This is a genomic window from Streptomyces sp. NPDC021096 (assembly GCF_040641275.1).
Taxonomy (GTDB): Bacteria; Actinomycetota; Actinomycetes; order Streptomycetales; family Streptomycetaceae; genus Streptomyces.
Genome location: NZ_JBFADG010000011.1, coordinates 137,426 through 158,556, shown reverse-complemented (window position 1 = coordinate 158,556; position 21,131 = coordinate 137,426). Strand labels below are relative to the sequence as shown.

At 73.7% G+C, this 21,131-nt stretch carries 16 protein-coding genes; 11 read left to right on the top strand and 5 right to left on the bottom strand.

The window, feature by feature from the left end; genetic code table 11:
- Positions 1 to 115: 115 nt before the first annotated feature.
- From AB0G59_RS17460 to AB0G59_RS17440, 5 genes are all read left to right on the top strand, one after another.
- On the top strand, positions 116 to 2,113 hold the full coding sequence (locus AB0G59_RS17460) for a BTAD domain-containing putative transcriptional regulator (RefSeq protein ID WP_360912452.1): 1,998 nt from the start codon (positions 116 to 118) through the stop codon (positions 2,111 to 2,113).
- A 140-nt stretch (positions 2,114 to 2,253) separates the two neighbouring features.
- Complete coding sequence (locus AB0G59_RS17455) at positions 2,254 to 3,315, top strand: hypothetical protein (RefSeq protein WP_360912450.1); 1,062 nt, start codon at positions 2,254 to 2,256, stop codon at positions 3,313 to 3,315.
- Positions 3,312 to 3,962: a hypothetical protein gene (locus AB0G59_RS17450; RefSeq protein ID WP_360912449.1), complete on the top strand. Its 651-nt coding sequence runs from the start codon at positions 3,312 to 3,314 to the stop codon at positions 3,960 to 3,962. The genes AB0G59_RS17455 and AB0G59_RS17450 overlap by 4 nt, the downstream gene beginning before the upstream one ends.
- A gap of 4 nt (positions 3,963 to 3,966) precedes the next feature.
- Positions 3,967 to 4,620 carry an RES family NAD+ phosphorylase gene (locus AB0G59_RS17445; RefSeq protein WP_360912447.1) on the top strand — a complete coding sequence of 218 codons (654 nt, stop codon included), beginning with the start codon at positions 3,967 to 3,969 and terminating at the stop codon, positions 4,618 to 4,620.
- On the top strand, positions 4,617 to 8,345 hold the full coding sequence (locus AB0G59_RS17440) for a CHAT domain-containing protein (protein WP_360912445.1): 3,729 nt from the start codon (positions 4,617 to 4,619) through the stop codon (positions 8,343 to 8,345). The genes AB0G59_RS17445 and AB0G59_RS17440 overlap by 4 nt, the downstream gene beginning before the upstream one ends.
- On the opposite strand, the gene AB0G59_RS17435 is transcribed toward AB0G59_RS17440, so the two are convergent.
- On the bottom strand, positions 8,326 to 10,245 hold the full coding sequence (locus AB0G59_RS17435) for a caspase family protein (RefSeq protein ID WP_360912443.1): 1,920 nt from the start codon (positions 10,243 to 10,245) through the stop codon (positions 8,326 to 8,328). The genes AB0G59_RS17440 and AB0G59_RS17435 overlap by 20 nt on opposite strands.
- A gap of 181 nt (positions 10,246 to 10,426) precedes the next feature.
- Here AB0G59_RS17435 and AB0G59_RS17430 point away from each other — a divergent pair, with 181 nt between their 5' ends.
- The 6 genes from AB0G59_RS17430 to AB0G59_RS17405 all read left to right on the top strand — a co-directional run bounded on the left by AB0G59_RS17430 (position 10,427) and on the right by AB0G59_RS17405 (position 17,340).
- Complete coding sequence (locus AB0G59_RS17430) at positions 10,427 to 10,900, top strand: hypothetical protein (protein WP_360912441.1); 474 nt, start codon at positions 10,427 to 10,429, stop codon at positions 10,898 to 10,900.
- Positions 10,901 to 10,975: 75 nt separating this feature from the next.
- Positions 10,976 to 12,751: a hypothetical protein gene (locus AB0G59_RS17425; RefSeq protein ID WP_360912439.1), complete on the top strand. Its 1,776-nt coding sequence runs from the start codon at positions 10,976 to 10,978 to the stop codon at positions 12,749 to 12,751.
- A complete protein-coding gene (locus tag AB0G59_RS17420; RefSeq protein WP_360912437.1) occupies positions 12,748 to 12,942 on the top strand; it encodes a hypothetical protein in 195 nt (64 codons plus the stop codon). Before AB0G59_RS17425 ends, AB0G59_RS17420 begins: the two co-directional genes overlap by 4 nt.
- Positions 12,939 to 13,517 (top strand): hypothetical protein, encoded by a 579-nt coding sequence (locus tag AB0G59_RS17415; protein ID WP_360912435.1) that lies wholly within the window; start codon positions 12,939 to 12,941, stop codon positions 13,515 to 13,517. Before AB0G59_RS17420 ends, AB0G59_RS17415 begins: the two co-directional genes overlap by 4 nt.
- A 23-nt stretch (positions 13,518 to 13,540) precedes the next feature.
- A complete protein-coding gene (locus AB0G59_RS17410) occupies positions 13,541 to 15,112 on the top strand; it encodes an AAA family ATPase (protein ID WP_360912433.1) in 1,572 nt (523 codons plus the stop codon).
- Positions 15,113 to 15,297: 185 nt separating this feature from the next.
- A complete protein-coding gene (locus AB0G59_RS17405; protein WP_360912431.1) occupies positions 15,298 to 17,340 on the top strand; it encodes a M6 family metalloprotease domain-containing protein in 2,043 nt (680 codons plus the stop codon).
- Positions 17,341 to 17,376: 36 nt separating this feature from the next.
- Here the strand turns inward: AB0G59_RS17405 and AB0G59_RS17400 are convergent, their stop codons facing one another.
- From AB0G59_RS17400 to AB0G59_RS17385, 4 genes are all read right to left on the bottom strand, one after another.
- Positions 17,377 to 18,324, bottom strand: coding sequence for a LysR family transcriptional regulator (locus AB0G59_RS17400; protein WP_360912429.1), 948 nt, complete (start codon positions 18,322 to 18,324; stop codon positions 17,377 to 17,379).
- 97 nt (positions 18,325 to 18,421) lie between these two features.
- Positions 18,422 to 19,027, bottom strand: a complete 606-nt coding sequence (locus AB0G59_RS17395; protein ID WP_360912427.1) for a pyridoxamine 5'-phosphate oxidase family protein — start codon at positions 19,025 to 19,027, stop codon at positions 18,422 to 18,424.
- The gene (locus AB0G59_RS17390; RefSeq protein WP_360912425.1) at positions 19,024 to 19,965 is read right to left on the bottom strand and encodes a fatty acid desaturase; all 942 of its coding nucleotides are present in this window, start codon (positions 19,963 to 19,965) and stop codon (positions 19,024 to 19,026) included. The genes AB0G59_RS17395 and AB0G59_RS17390 overlap by 4 nt, the downstream gene beginning before the upstream one ends.
- A 2-nt stretch (positions 19,966 to 19,967) precedes the next feature.
- Positions 19,968 to 20,927, bottom strand: coding sequence for an iron-containing redox enzyme family protein (locus AB0G59_RS17385; protein WP_360912423.1), 960 nt, complete (start codon positions 20,925 to 20,927; stop codon positions 19,968 to 19,970).
- Positions 20,928 to 21,131: the final 204 nt, after the last annotated feature.

Sequence of the window (21,131 nt, the reverse complement as noted above, 5' to 3'; positions counted from 1 at the left end):
GAGCGGAACGTGGATGAGGTGCCGAATGGGCAGCTTGGCGGAAATTTCGTGCTGGCAACAGACGCGGCCCGCTGACGGCGGGCAGGAGCCGAGCCGTGAGCAGAGCGAGGACACCATGGAATTCCGCGTTCTGGGGAGCGTTTCGGCATTATTCGGCCGCCAGTCGCTGGACGTGGGGGCGCCGAAGCAACGCGCCGTCCTGGCCCTGCTGTTGATGAACCCGCGCCGCGTGGTCTCCCTCGACGACATCGTGCGCCGCGTCTGGGGCTCCTCCCCGCCCGACCGGGCCACGGCCACCCTGCAGTCCTACGTCTCCCGCCTGCGCAAGAAGCTGGCGGCGGGACGGCGGGCCGGCGACGGCGACATCCTGCGCTACCGGGCACCCGGATACGTCCTCGCCGTCGACGACCAGCAGGTCGACGCCTTCCGCTTCGCCGAGGCGGTACGGGAGGGCCAACGGCTCCTGGGCAAGGGGGCCTTCGAGGCGGCACGGCGGCGCTTCGGCGAAGCCCTCGCCATGTGGCGGGGCGCGCCCTACGAGGACCTGGCCGACTACGACTTCGCCCGCGACGAGTCGGCCCGCCTGGTGCAGATGCAGATGGCCGCCGTGGAGGGCCGGGCCGAGGCGGGGCTGGCGCTGGGGCTGCACGAGTGCGTGGTCCAGGAGCTCGACCACGAGGTGCGCACCAACCCCCTGCGGGAGCGCCTCATCGGACAGTTCATGCGCGCGCTGTACTGGTCCGGGCGCCAGGTGGACGCGCTGGCCGTGTACGAGCGCACCCGTGCCCGCCTCGACGAGGACCTGGGCGTGGAGGTCAGCAAGGAACTGCAGGACCTGCACCGCGACATCCTGCGCCAGGAGCTGACGCCGGCGGTGCCCCCTGCGGCCGCCGCGCCCCCCGAGCCCGCCGCGCCCGCCCGGCCCGCCGCGACGTCGTGCGGCACACCGGCCCCCCGGGCGACCGCCCGGCGCCGGCCCGGGGACCTCATCCTGATGCGCCCCGCGGCCCGCGAGAAGCCCGCCGGCTGCGGGCCCTTCGTCGGGCGCGGCGAGGAGCTGGACCGGCTGGCCGCCGCGGCCCGCGCCGCGAAGGAGGGCCAGGGCCAACTGGCGCTGCTGCTCGGTGAACCCGGCATCGGAAAGACACGTTTACTCACCGAGTTCGGCAGAACAGTCGCAGGGGACGGCTGCGACGTCCTGTGGGCGAACTGCTTCCAGGGTGACGAGACACCGCCGTACTGGCCGTGGACACAGCTCCTGCGCCGGCTGTCCGCGGCCCGCCCCGAGGGCTTCCGCCGCGCCGCCCACCGCTTCGACTCCGTGATCGGTCCCCTGATGACGGGCTGCGAGGCGGACCCCGACCCGGCCGACGCGCCGTTCCGCACGTACGACGCGGTGTGCCAGATCGTGCTGGAGATGGCCGCCGAACGGCCCCTGGTGCTCTTCCTGGAGGACCTGCACTGGGCCGACGCCGCCTCCCTCTCCCTGCTGCGGCTGCTGGCCAGCGGGCTGCGGGGCGCCCCCGTCCTGGTCGTCGCCACCAGCCGCGAGTCGGACTCCGAGCTCGGCGGTGAACTGCGCCGCACCCTGGGCCTGCTGCTGCGCGAACCGCTCGTACAGGCCATCCAGTTGGGCGGCCTGCAGCCGGCCGCCGTGATCGAGCTGATGCGGGCCTCGGAGGACGGCCACCGGCTGCCGGGGAGCGCCGCGGAGCTGCGCACCCGGACCGGCGGCAACCCCTTCTTCCTCACCCAACTGCTGCGCACCGGGGACGCCGCGGTGCCGCTGGCCGTCCGCGAGGTCGTACGGCAGCGGCTGGACTCCCTGGGCGCGGAGACCGCCGAGGTGGTGCGGGTGTGCGCCGTCGCCGGCGAGGGTGTCACCGCCGACCTGCTGGACGCGGTCCTGCCGCCCGGAACGCCCGTGGGGCACCGGCTGGAGGCCGCCCTGGGCTCGGGCCTGCTCCGGGAGGCACCCCGCAGCCCCGGCGCGTACGAATGCGCCCCGCCGCTGGTCCGCGAGGCCCTGTGCGAGGGCCTGGGGGTCATGGAACGCGCCCGCGTCCACGGCCGGGTCGCCCACGCGCGGCGGCAGACGAGGGACGTGAGCTGACGGCCGCGGCGGCGCACGTGCGGACCCGGGGCCGGAATCCGCCCGGGGAGCGACCCCGATTCCGACCGGCCGCCACGGTTGAATGGGACGGAGGGCGACGAGAGTTGTGACCTGCCCGGCAGGGTGACATTCTTCCGTCCATGCCGAACGGCCCCGCCCCCGACCATGCCGCGATCCTGGGGGAGGTGAAGGCCGTGAGGCGTGCGGGCATCGTGCGGCTGCGCGAGCTGGACCTGCCCCTGCTCTCCCGCCTCGCCTCCGGCCGGGAGCCGGGCCCCGGCGCCCCCGCGGTGGAACGATTACTCACCACCGCCGTGTCCCGGCTGGACGGCGGCACCCTCCGGGACGCCGCCGCCTACAGCCTCGGCCTCGCCCAGGGCACCCGCGACTGGTCCGCCGCCGGCCGGCGCCGCCGGGCCGCCGAGGTGTACGGAGTGAGCGTCGAGCGGTTCCGCAAGCACCACGAGCCCATGGTGCTCGGACAGGTGGCCGAACAGGTGGCGCACGCGGCCGCCGAGGCACCGCACGGGGACGCACGCCCCGCGCCCCTGATCGGGGGGACGCACCGCGAGCTGCGCCCCGGCCCGTACCGGCTGACGCTGCACGTCCATCCCGTCGACCTCCTCAGGGACGTCGACGTCATCGTGTCGCCGGCCAACGTCTACTTCGCGCTCCCCGAGCCGTACAAGTCGTCGATATCGGCGTCACTGCGGCGGGCCGGGGCGCTGCGCGGCCCCACCGGGGAGCTCATCGAGGACCGCGTCCACGACGAACTGCGGGCGTGGGCCGTCCGCCACGGCGCCGCGGGCCGGCCCGTCCAGCCCGGGACCGTGGCGGTCACGGGACCGGGCGCGCTGAGCGCCCAGGGCGTACGGCGGATCCACCACGCGGCGGTGGCGGTGCCCCGGGCGGGCACGAACGACTACGACGTCCTGCCGGCCGACGTCACCCGCGCCGTCACCCGGTCGTTCGCCCTGCTCGCGGAGGAGTCCCCGCGCTTCGCACCGCCCCTGCGGTCGGTGTGCCTGCCGCTGCTGGGCGCCGGCCGGGGCGGCCTGGCCCCCGAGGTGAGCTTCGCGGCGGTGTGGGCGGCCGTGGAGGCCGAGTTGGCGCGGGGCGCCGAGTGGGAGGTGCACCTGGTGGTGCGGGAGCCCGCGAGTGCCGAAGTGATCGTGCGGATGCTGGAAGGAGGACGGGCGTGAATCCTCAGGGGCCGTACGACCCGTACGAGGTGCTGGCGGCGGCCGCCGCCGAGTGGGACGCCGTCGAGCCGCTGCTCTCCGCGCAGGCGCGGCAGGCGCTGGCCGCCGCCCTGCGGCGGCTGCGCGGGACCCCGGCCGGGCGGGAGGCGGCCGCCCGCGACGCGGCACGGCTGCTGACCGACGCGATGCCGGACGCCGAGGGCGGGCGGCTCGTCGCCACCGCGCCGCAGGCGGCCTCCTCCGCGGGGTTCCGGGCCGAGGATCTGGCCGCGCTGGTGCTGGACCGCACCCGCATGGTCGGCCCGGTGCTCGGGCCCGTGCGCGAACGCCTGCTGTCCGTACCGGCGTTGTCGGACGACGTGGTGATCCGGCAGGGCGGCGACCCGTACGCCGCCGGGCTGATCCGGCTGACCGGCGAGGGCGGCGCGGTGCGGCTGCCGCGGTTCCAGTTCTCCGAGGACGCGCTGCCCTGGCTGGTGCTGCTGGAGGTCAACGAGCTGCTCGACGCGGGCGAGGACCCTTGGGGCGTGGCCGACTGGTGGCTGTCGGACAACGCCTGGCTGGCGGCGCCCCCGGCGTCCCTCCTCGGCACGGGCCGGGACCACGAGCTGGTGGCCGTGGCGCACGCGCTGACGGACGGGGAGTGACGCGGTGCCCAACACGCAGCCCCCGGCCGCCCCGCCGGGCACGCCCGCCAAGGTGACCCTCCCCGCAGGCACCCCGCTGTTCCGGGTGCACCGCGGCGAGTGGCCCGCGACGTCCTTCAACCCGGCGCCGACCGGCCGGCTCTACGGCGGCGGGCGCTTCGACGCGACGGAGGACGACGGCTACGCCTTCCTCTACGCGGGCCTCACGACGGCGTCCGCGGTGTGCGAGACGCTGCTGCGGTCCATACCGTTCGACTCCGCGGGGCCGCGTACCGTGCCCCGGGCGGCGGTGCGGGGCAGGCGGCTGGCCTTCCTGCGGCTGACCGCCGACGTGGACGTCGTCTCGCTGATGTCGGGGCGGGACCTGGCGGCGATCGCGCAGGACTCCTGGCTCGTCCAGGCCGAACCCCACGACTACCCCTTCACCCGCACCTGGGGGCACTGGATCCGCCGCCACACCGACCCGTGGGCCCAGGGCTTCGTCTGGCCGTCGAAGCGGGAGCCCGCGGACCGGGTGACGGTCCTCTTCGGCGACCGCTGCCCGCCGGACGTCGTCGAGGAGAGCGGCACCCCGCCGGTCGACTTCTCCACACCCGGGGGACAGGAGTGGCTCGACACCGTCCTCGGCCTCTACTACGCACAGGTGGGCCCCGCGTGACGCACGACGACCCCGGCCGCCCGCAGCGGCTCCTGCGGCTCGCCCGCGCCGCCGTCGCCGGCTACGAGGAGCTCCGTACGCCGGAGGCCCTCGACACCGCCCTGCGCAGCCTGCGCGAGGCCCTCGACGGCCAGGACCCGGAGGGCCCGGACGCGGCCCTGGTGCACGAGTTGATCGGCGACCTGTCGTACGAGCGCTACGAACTCGGCGGCCGGCCCCAGGACATCGACGCCTGCGTCGACCACTACCGGGAGGCCCTGCGCTCCGCGCCGCCCGGCAGTGACCTGCCCCTGCTGCGCTTCGCGCTCGGCAACGCGCTCATGGACCGCGGCCGCGCCGCCGCGGACCGCGACCAGCTCGCCCAGGCGCTGGACATGTTCGGCCTGGCCCTGGCCGGGGCCGGGGCGGAGGAGGGCGAGGAACCCGGCTGGTGCCGGCACGCCCGGGTGCGCGGCGTCTTCGTCCGCGCCCTGCTGTGGTGGCACTTCGACGACCAGACCCAGCCCGGCCCCGCCGAGGCCGAACTGAAGCCGATCCTGGCCGGGCCCGACGCCCTCGACCACCTCACGCCCCAGCTCCTGGACGCCTTCGGACGGCTGCTGTACGAGCGGGCCGCCCAGCGCGACGATGACGCGGGCCGCGACCGTGCCATCAGCCTGCTGCGGGAGGCCGTCGGGCGCTGGGAGGAGGAGCACGACGGCCCTATCGGTCCTGCCGCGCTGCAACTCGCCTTGCTGGAGCAGGCCCGCTACCGGCAGGACAAGGACACCGGCCGGCTCCCGGTCGCGGCCGAGGCCGCCGCGCTGGCCCGGGACGGCGGCCTCGGCCCGGATGCCCGGGGCATGGCCGTGATGGTGCTGGCCTGGGCGCGCGGCGAAATGGTGCAGTGCGGCACGGCCGAGGAGGACGAGGGCCTCCAGGAGCTGTCCCGGGAGGCGCGCGACGCCTACATGGAGCTCGCCCGGGCCGTGCAGGAAGGCCGTGCCTCCCCCAATCTCGACGACTCGCAATTCGGTGCCCTCGAAAACGACCTGGCCGGCGGGCCCCGGCTCACGGAGAGCCTGCACCAGTTCTTCGCGCAGTGGGAGGCCCTGGAACCGGGCAGCCGGGAGCACGGCAACTTTGCCGGCCACCTGCTCGCCAACCTCCCGATGCTCGACCCGCACGGCACCCACGTCACCGCGCGGCAGCGCCAGGCCCTCACCGAGGCGGCCCTGGCGGTCAATCAGGACAACGCCACCTGGCAGGCGGCCATCCGCAGCGTGGCCGCCGCGCAGCGGATCCAGAGCGAGGCGGCGGGCGACGGCACCGGCCTCGACCAGGCGCTCCGGCAACTGGACGAGGCCCGCGCGCTCACTGGCGAGCATGCCGAGCTGCGCGACGGCACCGACATGTTCCGCTGGTTCGCCTCCTTCACGCGCGGCCAGCTCCACGACGGCAGGGACGACCTCGACTCCGCCGTCGACGACTGGGAGCGGATGCGGGACAGCCCCGTCCTCACCCCGTACATGCGGCGCATGATGGACGGCCAGAACGCCGGCCTGCAGGCGCACCGCGCGCATCAGCAGGGCGACCTGCCCGGGGTCGACCGGGGCCTGGCCGTCCTGCGGGAGCTGCACGCCTCGCTCCCGGACGACGACACCTCCCGCATCGAGGTGTGGACCATGCTGGAGAGCCTGCACGTCAAGCGGGCCGACCTCGCCCGCCGGCTGGGCGCGGCGCCCGCCGCGCCGCTCACCGGCCGGCCCACCACCGCGGAGCTGCGCCGGCAGGCCGCCGCGCTGCCGCGCGACCACCACGCCTGGGTGCTCGGCTCCAGCGGCATCTCCCTCTACCAACAGGCCGGGCAGAGCGGTGACGTGCGCCGGCTGGACGAGGCGATGGCCTTGGTGCAGGACGCGCTGGAGCTGGCCGAGGACGGCAGCGACGACTGGCTGCGGTACGCCTACGTCCTCGGGGCCGGCCACTGCGCCCGCGCTTCGGTGCTGCCGCACGAGCGCCGGCGCTCCCTCGACACCGGGATCGGGTGGCTGGAGAAGGCCCACCGCCTGGCGGCCGGCCCCGGGCACCGGCTGTGGGCGGTGCTGGGCGTGACGCTGGGCAAGGCCTACCGCGAGCGCGGCGGCGGGGGCGGCGAGGACCGGCGCCGCGGCCGGCACGTCGGTCTGGACGCCCTGCGCGGGCACGCGTGGGCGGTGCTGCTGCAGTCCGGCACCGGGCACGCCGCCGAGGCCGCGGCCCAGGCCACCGAGACAGCGCTGGAGGTCGCCGGGTGGTGCCTGGCGGACGGGGCTCCCGAGGAGGCCGTGGCCGCCCTGGACGCCTGCCGGGGGCTGGTGCTGCACGCCGCGACGACCTCCCGCTCGGTGCCCGACCTGCTGACCGCCGCCGGCCGGGGCGAGCTGGCCGAGCGCTGGCGCGCGGCGGGCGGCGAGAGCGCGCCCGGCGCGGCCGCCTGGGACGGCGACGCCGCCGCGGGCGTGCCGAGCGAGCTGCGCCGCGCGGTCCTGGCCGCCCTCACCGGGTTGGACGGAGCCGCCGCGGGGCTGCTCGAGCCGCCGGAACCGGAGGGGATCGGCGAGGCCCTGCGCTCGGTGCGGGCCGACGTGCTCGCCTATCTGATGCCCGGGCAGGAGGGCCGGGGCGGCTGGGCGGTGCTGGTCGACGCCGGGGGCGGCGTCCACTCCCTGCCGCTGCCCGCGCTGCGCGAGGAGGCCCCGGCCCTGGCGGAGTACGCGGCCGTGCCGGGCGCCGGGGTGCGGGACATGGGCCCGGCCTGGACCGGCGCCGCCCCGCGGGTCTCCCTGCGCAAGCGGCTCGACCGGCTGTGCGGCTGGGCCTGGTACGCGGCGGTCAAGCCCCTGCTGGAGACCATCGGACGGCCGCCCAGCGGGCGCCGGCCCCGCCTGGTGCTCGTCCCCATGGGTGCGCTGGGCGTGGTGCCCTGGCACGCCGCCTGGTCGCCCGGTGACGCGGAGGGATCCGCCCGTACCTATGCCGTGCAGGAGGCGGAGATCTCGTACGCCGCCTCGGCCCGGCTGCTGTGCGAGGTGGCGGCCCGGCCCGCCGTCACCCACGGCGGCGCCGCGCTGGTGGTCGGCAATCCCACCGGGGACCTGACGTACGCGGGCGAGGAGGCCGCGGCCGTGCACGGGGCCTTCTACCGGCAGGGCGGCTTCCTCGGGCCCGGCCGGGCGGGCACGGCCGACGTCCTGGGCTGGCTGCGCGATCCGGGCAACGCCGGGGGAGTGCTGCACCTGGCCTGCCACGGCATGGTCGCCCCCAACAGCCAGCGCAGCGCCTATCTGAAGCTGTACGACGGGGAGTTGTCGGCCGAGGAGCTGACCGAGGCGACGGACGGCGGCGACCGGGGCCAGCTCGAGCTGGTGGTGCTGGCGGCCTGTCGCAGCCATGTCTCCGGGCGCGGCCACAACGAGGCGTACAGTCTGGCGACGGCGTTCCTGGTGGCCGGGGCCCGGTCCGTGCTGGGCTCGCTGTGGCCGGTGCCCGACGACGCCACGTCCGTGCTGATGTTCATGGCCCACCACTACCTGCGCCGCGAGGGCGAGCCGCCCGGGCGGGCGCTGCACCGGGCCCAGCTGTGGATGCTGGACCCGGCGCGGCGGGTGCCGGACGACATGCCCGCCGCCCTGCGGCAGCGGGCGGCCGTCATCGACCCCGACGACCTGGCGTCATGGGCGGGCTTCACGCACCTGGGCCGCTGAGCGGGGGGATCACCGTGCGCACGGGCACGGTGAGCACCGCCCACTGGCCGGGGGCGGTGCGCCGGGACGCCACGGCGTCGCGGTGCCCGGCCGTGCCGGGTGCGGCCAGGTGGAGCACGCCGTCGGCGGCCGGGCCGTGGTCGGCGGCCCGGAAGCCGGCGGCCGGGTCCCAGGCCGGCAGCCGGAAGGGCACGGTGTTCAGCTCCCCTTCGGCCACGATCAGCTTCAGCCAGTCGCGCACGAAGGCGCCGGGGACCTCGTCCCGGGAGGCGGGCAGGGACAGCTCCACCGGCTGTTCCCCGTCGAAGGCGTGGCCGGTGCCGCCGGGGCCGATGAAGTGGCCCTCGTAGAGGGCGGTGTCGCAGCCGTGGCTGTCGGTGAGGTCGAGCAGGACCGCCCACAGGGGGCGGCGCGAGCGGTTGCGGATGCGGATGGACACCTCCGGCCGCCGCCAGGCGCCGGGGCGTCCGGTGTAGTGGCAGACGATCTCGCCGTGGCCGTCGGGCGTCAGGGGGGAGGCGTCCCCGTACGGCGTCCAGGGGGCGATCTCCACGCGGACCTGTCCGGCGAGGGGCGAGCCGGGGTTGTCCAGGTCGCGCAGCTGGTGCCAGCGGGCGAGGTGGACCAGGCAGCGGGCGACGCGGCGGGCGTCGTCGGGGCCGGTCAGCGGCAGGTCGGGCACGGCCGCCGAGCCGTCCCTGCGCATGACCCGCGCCCGCCCGGCCCCGGCCGCCACCCGCAGCAGCATGCCGTGCTCCCCGCCTGGTCCCAGGAGCGGCGAGGGCCTTCCCCGGGGGCCCGCGGTGGCCAGCGCTTCCGTCACGAGCGGCGCGTCCGGGCCCTCCAGGCGCACCGAGACCGGCGGCAGGGCCAGGGACGACAGGGCCACCGCGTAGGTCCTGGCCGGGTCCGGCTCCCACGCCCCGGGGTCGACTAGCGTGCGCTCCGCGCGCACCGACCGGGCGCGGACGAGGGGGGAGGGCGGGGCCGGGTCGGTGTCGTCCGTGACGGTGAACTCCGTGGCCAGTGCCGGGCCTTCGCCTCCGCGCAGTCCGTGCACGCTCCCGCAGTCGACCTCCCAGCCCTCCCGGCCGTGGCGCAGCAGGTGCGGGGCGGGCGCCCGCACCAGTCCGCCGAGGACCGGGGTGTCGGCGACGCCCCCGGGTTCGGCGGGGAAGAGCACCGGGTGCTGGTGCTCGCGCTCGCTCTGCACCCGGCCGTGGGCGCCGGCGAGCACCTCCCGGTACGTCGCCGTGGGCGGGGCGGCGCGCAGGGCGTCGAGCAGGGCGCGGGTGAAGATTCCGTGCCGCCTGTCGTCGAAGTCCCGTTCGTAGGCGACCTGGTCGAGCCGGCTGCCGGCCAGGAGCACGTGCCGGGGAGGGTGGGACGGCCCGGCCGCGTCCTTGACGGCCGCGGACCACTCGGCGAGGGGCGGGGCGTAGCGGGCCGCGGCTCCCGGTTCGCGGGTCCCGCCGCCGGAGAAGCAGCAGTCGAGGACGGCGGCCACGTGGGCGCCGCGGGCGGCGACGGCGTCGAGCAGTGCCCCGAGGCGCTTGTCCGGTAACGCCTCGTCGGCGCAGACGATCGCCTGGCACCGTCCGGTGGCCTCGATCAGGAGGTCTTCCGGTCTGTTCACGGCGTATTCGGTGCCGTGGCCCGAGAACCAGAACAGGGCGGTGTCGCCGGGCCCCGCCTGTCCCAGGTGCCAGGTGATCGCGTCGGCGACCGCCCCGGCCGTCGCCCCGCCGTCCGTCAACTCCTTGATGGCGGGCGGCGTCCCCAGCCGCTCGCGCAGCCAACCTCGCGCCGCCGCGATGTCGTTGAGGCATCCGGCGAGCGGTGGAAGCGAGGGCCGGGCATAGTCGTTGATGCCCACCAGAAGTGCGTAGACCGTTCCCATGCGGCAGAGTCTGGCAGGCACGTCAGGGCGCCACCGGGTTGCCTTCGGGGCTTTCTCCGGGCGCAATCCGGTTCCGGCACCCACGGTGGCCGATCTTTCGCCATACTGGCGATCCGTCAACGACCACTGTGGTCACCTGATTACCTTCTGCATCACGCGTACCCATGACATCGGGGGAACCATGGGATCCATCGAGCGACCGCGCCGGGTGGTCCGCCCGGCCTTCGGCGCCACCGGCCCGAAGAGCCCCGCGACCGCGCGCACCACGGCTCCGGCCGCCGCCCCGCGCCCGGCGCGCGAGCGCTACGGACCGCGCGGCCAGGGGCTGCGCGACGCGGTGCGCCGGCTGGACGCGCGCCTCGACGCCGCCGCCTTCCGGGAGCTGACCGGCCGCATCCGCGACGAGTACGCCGACGCGTTCGGCGACGTACCGATCGGCTTCGTCGCCCAGTGCCACCTCGGCCCGCCCTACGTGGACCACAGGCTGAGCCTCCTGCACGAGATCATCGACCACTTCGCCCCCGGGCAGCCCATGCCGGACCCCTTCTCGGGGGCGCGGATGCTGGTGCGCACGGGCAATTACGCATACGTCGAGGTGTACGCGAGCGGCACGCTCCTGCCCGTGCTCGAGGACGGCACCGTCGTCCGGCCCTGACGGCCGCGAACGGCATCACACCGCGCTCTCCCCGGAGCGCCACGCACTGACGAACGGAACGAGGAAGGGGGAGACATGTCCGAAGTGGACCATGTCCTGCGCTCCCAGGTGGACCGGGTCAATCGGCTCGTGGTGCAGCTGCAGGAGCAGGTCGGCGCCGTGTCCGGGCAGGTCAACGCCGTAGGAGCCGCCACCCAGCAGGCGCGCGGCGAACTCCAGCAGCTGCGGGACGAGTTCCTCGCCTTCGCGCAACAGACGAAGCTGACGGCCAACGTCCAGCTGGCCCAGACGCGCGTCGGCGTCGTACAGGACAAGATCCAGCACGAGTTCGGCCACCACAAGAAGGTCCGCCGCACGGCCGTGGGCATGCTCCAGGCGTTCGACACCGGGCTGGTCTCGGAGGAGGTCGTCCGCAACGTCAGCGACGAGCTGATGATCCAGTCGCCGCGGTACTGGCTCGCCCCCGCCCTGGTGGCGCTCGCCGCCTGGTCGGCGGACGACCGCTCGCTGTGCGATCGCGCGGTGGAGGAGGCGTTCCGCCGCTCCCCGGCGCGTACGTCGCTGCTCTTCGCGCTGGTCCTGCGCCGGCAGGGCCGGCAGGAGACGTCCGTGCGCTGGCTGCGGCACTACCTCCGCGCGCAGAACCCGGCCGAGCTCGGCCGCGAGTTCGCGGTGATCCTGGAGTCGATCTCCCAGGGCGCCTTCGGCGGCGCGGGCCGGGAGCTGCTGCGCACGACGCTGGCCCAGTGGCGCGAGGCGCTGCTCGACGACGAGTCGGCCGACGACGCACAGGTGGCCCGCTGGCGGGCCGAGGTCGAATCGCTGCGGGGGCCGTCGGCCCAGCAGGAGTTCCCGCGGCTGGCGGCCGTCTCCCCGCAGTGGGCGCAGCTGGACGCCGCGCTCGGCGCCGCCCGGGCCCAGCGGGCACTCCTCGACAAGTACAGCGCCATGCTGGCCCGCGAGGACCGTCCGTCGCAGCGGCTGGAGGACGCCGTCGACGACATCCTGGACCGGCTGGTCTCGGAGTACGACACCGAGGAGCTGCCGCACCGCCGCGAACTGGCCTACCAGGAAGCGGTGATCTCCCACGGCGGGGACGAGGACGCGGCCCGCAAGGCCGCGGACCTCGACCACGCGGCCCTGGAGGAGACCCTGGACTACCTCACCATCCAGACGACCTCCGCCCTGACCCCGGCGGCGATCGGCGCCTCCCCGGCCACGCAGCGGCTGTCCGTCGCGGCCTGCGCCGACTGGTTCGCCCAGGCGCATGCGGGCTTCAGCCGTGACTACCAGGCGTCGGTGCCGGCCGACGTGCAGGCCCACTTCGCCACCCAGCACTCGCTGGGCGCCCAGACGTTCAACCTGCCGCCGTGGACCGGGTCGTTCACCACGCCCCCGGACCAGCTGGAGCACTCCCTGGTGGCCCACTGGGACCACCACACCGCCGTGCTGATCGCATCGCTGTCCTACCCGCTGAAGAGGAAGCTGATCGGCCCCGCGGCGGTGTCCGGGGCCGTGCTCCTGCTCTTCATGGGGCTCAGCGCCTGGTTCGCGATCATCGCGGCGCTGATCGTCTTCGGCATCTGGGGCGGCGTCCTCTACCAGAGGGCCGAACGGGCCCGGAAGCACCAGCACAACGTCCGCGTCACCCTCGAGGCCGCCAAGCACGACTCGGTCCTGCACCTGCGGGGCGCCTACGCCGAGCTGCGGGACTGGCAGAGCCGCTACCAGGAGGCGGACGCCCTGATGCCGAAGGCACGGGAGCTGATCAAGGAACTGGCGACCGCGCAGCACGCCGCGTCGCCGTACGACGGCCGCGTCGTGAGCGGCACCGCGGAGGGAAGCGCATGACGACGGACGGGAACGGGCAGGGCATCGGAGCGGTGCGGCGCCCCTCGGCGGGCAACCCATGGTCCGCACCGGTGAAGCCGGCCGCCGAACAGGTCACCTCCCGGCTGCGCCGGCTGGTGGCGGACCTCCCGGACTGGGAGCCCCTGCCTCCGGGGGAGATCGTGGTCCGCCGCCCGGGAAGCGGACTGTGACGTTCCTGTGGGGCGGCGGGGGCGGCGCCTACGACGTGTGGGCCGGCCACCTGGAGCGATGGGCGACGGGCGCACCCGGCATCGAAGCGGCCGCCCTCCCCGCGCTTAGGGCGGAGGACTTCCCCCCGGACGCCTGGGAGCGGCTCATGCGCCGGATCGGCGACGCCCTCCAGACGCGCCTGCAGTCCTGGGCCGACGCGCTCACGGCGGCGCTGTCGGCGTGCGGCGACGAGTTCTCGGCCGGCAAGGCGCTGGCCCAGGCCCGTACCGGCCTGCACGCCGTACGGGCCCTCGCCGCCCACCCGGGCCTGCCGGAGGAGGTGCGCGCGGGCCTGACCGACGTGGTGGACCGCCAGATCCGCACCCTCCAGCACGACCAGGAACGCGACGCACGGGAGCACTACGACCCGCGCCGCGGCGAGGCGCGCCTGCGTACCCTGCGCGACAACCCGCTGACCGCGGTCGTCGACGGGCCGCAGGCGGCGGCCGGCGGACAGGGCGGCGGCGTGCGCACCTCCGGATGGGACCACGACCCCACGACGCCCGCGCGTCGCCGCGTCATCACCAACCTCTGAAGTCAGCGAAGGCCAGCCAGCAGATGTCGAACTATTCCGAGTGCCGGGACGACCTGGACAACTACCTGATCGCACGCGTCCCGGTGATCGCGCTGCGCACCATCGAGCAGCAGCGGGCGCTGCGCCTGGTGAAGGAAGTGGCGATGCAGCCACGCCGGTCCGGCATGCCGTTCTGGATCTACACGCGCGCCACCGGCCTGCGGGAGCTGCGGTCCAACAGCACCGTGCAGGACGACCGTTCGCTCGTCGGCGCGATGGAGTACGCGGCCGCGCAGTTCACCAGTCGCCCCAACGCCACGCTGGTCCTCGTCGACCCCGACGACCTCGAGCAGGACACGGAGTTCACCCGCTACGTCGCCGAGCTGGCCCGGCTCGCCGACGCCAACGCCGGCAGCGTCGTGCTGATCACCGACAAGCCCATCTGGAGCGGACTCCAGCGCCTGGGCATGAGCATGGCCCTGGACCTGCCGAACGCCGACGAGATGTACGCGACCATCCGCGGCTTCCTCGACGACCACGAGGGCGTCGTGCCCATCTCCTGGAGCGAGGCCGACGCCCGGCGGGCCGCCGAGTTCCTGCTCGGGGTGACGGAGGGCGAGGCTGTCAACCTGCTGGCCACGCTGGTGGCGAAGGGCGCGGTGCGCCAGGAGGACATCCTGCGGCTGGCCCGCTCCAAGGACCGCATCTTCAGCGACCTCACCGGCCTGGAGAAGGTCGACCTCAAGGAGTCCGACTACACGGTCGGGGGCCTGACGAACCTGCGCGACTGGCTGCGGCGCAAGCACGAACTCATGCACGCCGACCTGCGGGGCACGAACCTGCGCCCGCCGCGCGGCGTGCTCCTGGTCGGCGTGCCCGGCTGCGGCAAGTCGCTCTCGGCCAAGGCCATCGCCTCGCAGTGGCGGCTGCCGCTGTACCGGCTCGACATGGCCTCCATCCACGGCAAGTACCTGGGCGAGTCCGAGGGCCGGCTCCGGGAGGCGCTGCAGACCGCCGACCGCGTCGCCCCCTGCATCCTGTGGATCGACGAGATCGAGAAGGGGCTGGCGGGCCAGGGCGACCACTCGGGCGTCCAGCAGCGGGTCATCGGCCAGTTCCTGTTCTGGCTCCAGGAGTCCGGCTCCCGCGCCTTCGTCGTCGCCACGGCCAACGACGTGCGCAGCCTGCCGCCGGAGCTGCTGCGCAAGGGCCGGTTCGACGAGCTGTTCTTCGTCGACCTGCCCGACGCCCGGGACCGCAAGGAGATCATCGAGCTCTACTACCGCCGCTACGTCGGCACCGAGCCGTCCCCGGACCAGACCGACCAGCTCGTGGACCTCTCCGACGGCTTCGCGGGAGCGGACATCGAGGCGGCCCTCCACGAGGTCGGGGCCGAGGTGCACCTCAATGGAGGGGTGTCGGCGCTGAAGCCGTCGTTCGTCCTCGACAAGTTCGCCAACACCGCCCCGCTGATCCGCACCAACCCCGAGCAGATCGAGGACATCCGCGCCTGGGGCCGCGAGCGTGCCATTCCCGCCGGCCGCACGGCGACCTCCTCCGCCGCCGCCCAGGGCGCGGCGGCGCCGTCCCGGCGCATCGTCTTCATGGGGGACTGACGCCGTGATGGGCGACTGACGTCGTGATGGGGGACTGACGTCTTCAGGGGCGTACTGGCGTCACAAACGCCTCGTTCGCACTCTGGCGTCCCGTCCCCCTCCGCCGTACCTTGAACCGCGGTGGGCCCGCCCACTCGAACGACTTGCCCTGCCCTCGTCCGATGCGTTCAGACAAGAGGTGAGTCTTGTTCCCCCGCCGCAGACGCGTCCCCCGATTACGTCGCTCAGCCGTCGTCGCCCTGCTGTTCGGTGTCCTGGCCGCCCTCGCCGCCGGGCCGGCGGGGGCGTTACCGGGCGCCGCGCAGCGAGGCCGGCCGCCGCTGGTGCAGCCGGTCGACCCGCAGCGTTGGCGCAACCCCGACGACATGACGTGGGCGGAGTACCGCCCCGTCCCCGGCACCGACTGGGCCAATCCGGCCGTCAAGCCCACGAAGCGCATGTTCAAGGGCGCCCTGGTGCTCCTGGACTACCCCGACGAGGAGTTCTCGGTCAGCAGGCCGCCGGGCTCGAGCATCTTCGGCAATCCGCTGCCCGCCGCCTCGGGTGTCCCCCGCGAGCGGCTGCCGGGGTTCTACCAGGACTTCCTGAACAAGCCCGGCACCCTCAACCACGGCCACACCATCAACGAGTACTGGATGGAGGACTCCGGCGGCCGCGTCGGCGTCGACCTGGCCGCCTTCGGCGTCTACCGCATGCCGTTCAAGTCCTATCAGTACGGCATCGAGCCCGACATGAACCCCGGCGCCTGCCCGGTCGGCGACGTCTGCGGCAAGAACATCCGCGCCGACGGCAAGGCGGCGTGGGTCGCCGACGTGGGGGCCGACAAGGCCGGGCAGTTCGACTTCGTCTTCTACCTGACCGCCGGGGTGGACGAGTCCTCCGCCTGGCAGGAGTTCGGGCAGATGAAGTTCGCGACCGCACAGGACGTGCCGGCCGCCTGGGGCCCGCCGTCCCCCATCCCCTCCGGGGGCAACGCCGCCAGGACCCGCTACGTGCCGTGGACGTCCTGGCAGGCGGCCGCCCGCATCTGGCCGAACGCCGCGAACGGCTCGTCCACCCAGGCCGAGAGCTCCGGCATGGCCACGTTCGCCCATGAACTCAGCCACATCCTGGGCATCGGGGACAACTACAACAACCCCTACGGCACGCCCTTGAGCCGCGCCTACACCGGCATCTGGGGCATGCTCTCGCGCGGCTCGTTCAACGGCCCCGGAGGCCCGCACACCCGCTGGCAGGTCCCCGCGGCCGCCGGCGGCTCGATGGGCGCCCAGCACGTCCTGCGCGACAAGCTCAAACTCGGCATCGTCGACGACAAGAACGTCCTGCGCCTGGACCGCGACGCGCTCAAGGGCTCCGGCCTCGTCGTCGCCCGCGTGACCGCCCGCTCGGCGCCCCCGGGCGAGAAGGGACTGGCCGGCGTCAACATCACCATGGGCCGCGACCTGTCCCCGGCCTGCGACCGGACGACCGACCCGCTGTGCGACGGCGGCGGCTACGAGAACTACACGCTCGAGGTCGTCGACCGCATGGGCATGGACTCCTTCACCCCGGACAACGGCGTGCTGATCGGCAAGACCAAGAACGCGGACCGGGCCCCGTTCGCCTGGGTGATCGACGCGCACCCCGAGGACATCGGCCTGACGGACTTCAAGCGCCCCGACGGCACCCCGCAGAAGATCACCATGGGGGACTACCGGCAGCTCAGCGACGCGCTCTTCCACGCGGGCGCCGACTCCGGCAGCTCGTACGAGTACGTCGACCGGGCCAACCGGCTGCACTTCTACGTCCTCGACGTACGCCGCGACGCCACCGGAGTGCTCTCCTACAGCGTCGGCGTCAAGTCGTTGGACGGCGCGGGGCCGCAGCGGCGCGGGCTCGCCCTCGGCCGGGGCACCGCGAAGGGCCAGCCCGCCGGCCGGGCCCTGTGCACCTTCGCGCTCGCCAACACCGGGCAGAACGCCCCGCCCGGCCGGGGCGGCCACCCCGGGACCGTCGCCCCGGACCTGTCCTCCGACGTCTACCGCCTGTCGGCCACGGCCTCCGGGCGCGGCTGGTCCGCCTGGCTGCCCAGCAGGCTCACGGCCGCCGCGGCCGGCGCCACGGTCCCGGTCGACGTCGCCGTGAGCGCGAAACCGGGCGCGGAGCGAAGCGGCAAGATCACGCTCACCGCGCGCTCGGAGAGCGACCCGTCCAGGACGGCCGAGGCCACCTGCACGCTGAAGAAGTAGGCCGGCCGCCGGGCCCCCGCCGGGGCCCGGCGCCGGTCAGGTCACGATGGTCGGCAGCCGGTCCTGTATGTGGTCGATCAGCGCCTCCGCCGAACGGTCGAGCTCGGCCCGTACGGCGGGGAGCCATCGCGACCCGGCCGACTCCACGGACTCCAGGGCCACCACGGTGCGCTCCAGCAGCTCCGTACGCCGCACGGGAGCGACCCGTATGTCGCAGCGCTCCTCCTCGATGCAGGTCACCGGCACGAGCGCCACGGCCTGGGTGGCGCTGGCCATGCGCTGCACCAGCGACCAGTCGTCCGAGCGGGCCACCACCCTCGGCCTGATGCCGAGGCGGGCCAGGTGCCGGCCGACCATGAGGTCGCAGGCGGAACCGCGCCGGGGCAGCACCCACGGCACGTCCGCGTAGCTGCGGATGTGCGCCATCGGGTCGCCCGCCGCGGCGAAGGCCCGGGGCAGCACCAGACCGAAGGGCTCGCGCCACAGTTCGCGCACGGTCAGCCGGGGGTCCAGAGACTGGTCCACGTCGAGGATCTCGCCGAGGGTGAGCACCATGTCCAGTTCGGCGTGCTCCACCTGGCTGGCCGCCCCGCGCGGGTCCACTTCCAGCAGTTCCACCTGGAATTGGTTCTGTCCCCGCAGTCGCTCCGCGGCCGGCAGCACACAGCCGGTGAGCGCCGAGGGGAAGGCCCCTATGCTCACCGACCGGCGGGGCGCCTGGGCGATGCCGTTCCTGATGTTGACCATGCCTCGTTCCCACTGGTGTGTGATCTTTTCGGCGAGTTCCGCCACCGCCTCCCCGGTGTCGGTCAACCGGCCGCCCCGGCCGCTGCGTTCGAAGAGAGGCATCCCGCATTCCTCCCCGAGTCCCTTGATGCGCTGGGACACCGAGGAGGGTGCCAGGTGCATGGCCTGCGCCACCGCGTGCACGGAACCGAGTCGGCGCAGCTCCCGCAGTGTCCGCAGAGCGGAAATACTGGTCATGCTCTATGCCTCTTCCGTCATACCTATTTCCGGTGGCGCGACGGTAGCAGCGGGGGCGGGGCGGAACAGTCGTCTTCGCGTCAGTTCTTGTCGGGTCTCATCGAGGCTGCCTGCCGACTGTCGGCAACAGGCCCTCGTATTCGGGTTTCTGCTTCCAAGCCGGCTCCGGTGGCCGGTAGTCGGGCCGGGGGCAGTGCGCGGAATGCGTACCCGCCGCCCGGTCGTGCAGATATCGGGGACAGTTCTCGAAGACCTCCCGGATCCGTACCCGCAGGACCGCCTCGGCCCCGGGGTGCGCGGCGAGGGAATCCGCGTCGGTGAGCACCTCGCCGTCGCCGTTCGCCCGCAGTTTCGCGGGCAGTTCGGGGAAGAGGAAGAGCAGCCCCACCCCGGGCGCCGCCACGGCATTGCCCAGGGTGCGGTACATGCCGTTCCCGTCGTAACTGGGAATCTCCAGCGTCCGGGAATCGGGCACCCGGAGGAATCCGGGCAGCCCTCCCTTGTACGAGCACTCCGGGCGGCCCGCGGGATCCACCGTGGCCAGATAGACCGCGTCGGCGCCACGGACCCACTCGATGTGTTCGTCCATGAGGTGAGCCGTCACATAGCGCTCGGCGATGTGCGTCGCCAGCGCTTCGGTGCCCAGCTGCCGCTGCAGCCGGCGGCTGCCCTCGTGGTAGAAGGAGTCGGCTTCCACGCTCACACCGCGCTGGGTTTGCGGGAGGCCAGTTCCTTCGCCACCGACCAGTAGAAGGCCGGGTAGCTGCGCACCACATAGGCGCCGCGGCGCTGCACCTCGTCGTGCCGGTCGCGCAGCCGGTTGATCGGTACGGACATCGCCGCGTGGTGCTCGACGTGGAAGTTGTTGCCGTTGGTGTACCAGGAGCTGATCCTGCTGCCCTTGATGGAACGGGTGTTGCGCAGGACGTCCAGGCTGTCGGTCTCGCACAGCAGATGCTCGGGCAGCTCCACGAGGAAGTGCAGCGGCTGCCCCACGAGCATCGGCAGCACCCACAGGGTGAGCACGAGCGGCCACTCGCCCAGGGCGCACAGCACGGCGGCCGCCGCGATCAGGACGCCCATCATCCGGTACTCGCCGATCACCGCCCGCTGGGCCTTCGGCGAGATCTGCCCGAACGCGTACGACCAGGTGCCCCGGTAGGCCCGCCAGATCTCCACGGCGGTCCGGGCGAGCCGCACCACGTCGAAGAGCCCGCGCAGCATGCCCTTCCATGTGACGCCCTGGCGGGTGTCGAAGCCGAAGAATTCGGTGTCCTCGGGGGTTCCGAGATTGCGGTGGTGCTGCAAGTGCCGTACGCGGTAATGGGAGTAGGACACGAGCATCGGGGCTCCCAGCACCACGCCCACCCAGCGGTGGGGGCCGGGGCGGCGGAACGCCGAGTGGTGCAGGGCCTGGTGCTGCAGTTCGACCGCGTGCGTGTACACGGCCGCCAGTACCAGGACCCCGGCCACCACGGCGGGCCAGGAATCCCGTGTGGCCAGGAACGCGCCGCCCGCCACGAGCGCCGCGCACAGGGCCAGTTTGCCGATGAACACACGCTCGTCCCGGGCGGAGACCCGGCCTCGCCTGAACAGCGGATCGGCCCCGCTGCCGGTGTGCTCCACGGTGGGGGTGGCCATGCTTAGCGCACGCCCTTCATCTGCTGCCATATGCGGTTGTAGTAGGCGTTGGCGACCCGGATGCGGGTGACGACGCCGAGGCTGATCTCGCGCAGCAGTTCCGGAGAGCGGTCCACCAGGGGCACGAACACGCCGTCGAACCATTCGGCGCCGTGGTCGGCGTCCACGTGGACGTGGATGCGCTGGTATTCGATGACGTCCTCGGGGACCCCGAGCCGTGTGCAGCCGTCGACCATCGCCTGGAAGCGCGGCGAGGCGCTCTGCTCCAGTACGCCCATCGCACCGAGTGCGCGCGGCACGAGGTGGCGGTGGATTCCGTACATGAGCAGCAGGCAGGCGTTCTCGTACACCTCGGTGGAGTGCAGTTCGGACATGGCGACGGAGCGCTCGGCGAGCTGCTTGCGCATGTACTGGGCGGAGTGCTCGAACATCCGCGTGTGCATCTGGTCGAGCTTGCCCTCGCCCATCTCGTCCCAGTAGTTCTCCGCGATGGTGAGCTTGGTGACGCCCGCGGTGCCGATCTGCACCATGGCCATCAGGTCGTCGAACTTGCTGTCGACGAGCTCCTCGGCCATGAAGAACAGGGCGATCTCGCTGAGGGTGGCCTCCTCGGCGAGGTACCGGCAGAACTCCGGCTGGACGTGGCGCTCGGCGACGTCCAGGAACCAGGTGCGGAACTCCGCTGCGGTCTTCGGCAGTTGTGCCTCGTCCACCTGGGAGTCCTCCCAGCGGAGCCAGGCCTCCTCGACGGCGGCGAGCTGGGGGTCGGCGTTCAGCCGCGGGACGTCGAGGAACGTCTCGGGGCCGCCCATGTAGGCGAGGTAGTGGTCGTGCAGCCGGCGCAGCAGGGCCAGCCTCGTGGGGAGGTCCGGTGCCTGCCCGTCCTGCGGGAAGGCGGCCGTGACATCGGCCTCCGTGATGGTCCGGCCGGCAGCCAGGCTCTCCGACGTCATCGTGGACATGAAGATCTCCTCGGTCGTCTGCACAGGTCAACACCCTGATCGGCGGAGCCGGGCGGGCGCTGGGTGATCACCCTCGCCCGCCCGGATGCCGTAGCCAACGAATGTTCGAAGAGACCGATAGCTCGATGGGGGATTGCCCCGGATGCCCGACCTTGCCCGTTCCGGTCTCTGAGACGGGCCCAGGGGATTCGGCTCTGCCGAAAC

Bases quoted from the DNA above. Each gene is read 5' to 3' on its own strand.
- AB0G59_RS17460 (WP_360912452.1), top strand. From the start codon at position 116: ATGGAATTCCGCGTTCTGGGGAGCGTTTCGGCATTATTCGGCCGCCAG.
- AB0G59_RS17455 (WP_360912450.1), top strand. From the start codon at position 2,254: ATGCCGAACGGCCCCGCCCCCGACCATGCCGCGATCCTGGGGGAGGTG.
- AB0G59_RS17435 (WP_360912443.1), bottom strand. From the start codon at position 10,245: ATGGGAACGGTCTACGCACTTCTGGTGGGCATCAACGACTATGCCCGG.
- AB0G59_RS17430 (WP_360912441.1), top strand. From the start codon at position 10,427: ATGGGATCCATCGAGCGACCGCGCCGGGTGGTCCGCCCGGCCTTCGGC.
- AB0G59_RS17425 (WP_360912439.1), top strand. From the start codon at position 10,976: ATGTCCGAAGTGGACCATGTCCTGCGCTCCCAGGTGGACCGGGTCAAT.
- AB0G59_RS17420 (WP_360912437.1), top strand. From the start codon at position 12,748: ATGACGACGGACGGGAACGGGCAGGGCATCGGAGCGGTGCGGCGCCCC.
- AB0G59_RS17410 (WP_360912433.1), top strand. From the start codon at position 13,541: ATGTCGAACTATTCCGAGTGCCGGGACGACCTGGACAACTACCTGATC.
- AB0G59_RS17400 (WP_360912429.1), bottom strand. From the start codon at position 18,324: ATGACCAGTATTTCCGCTCTGCGGACACTGCGGGAGCTGCGCCGACTC.
- AB0G59_RS17390 (WP_360912425.1), bottom strand. From the start codon at position 19,965: ATGGCCACCCCCACCGTGGAGCACACCGGCAGCGGGGCCGATCCGCTG.
- AB0G59_RS17385 (WP_360912423.1), bottom strand. From the start codon at position 20,927: ATGTCCACGATGACGTCGGAGAGCCTGGCTGCCGGCCGGACCATCACG.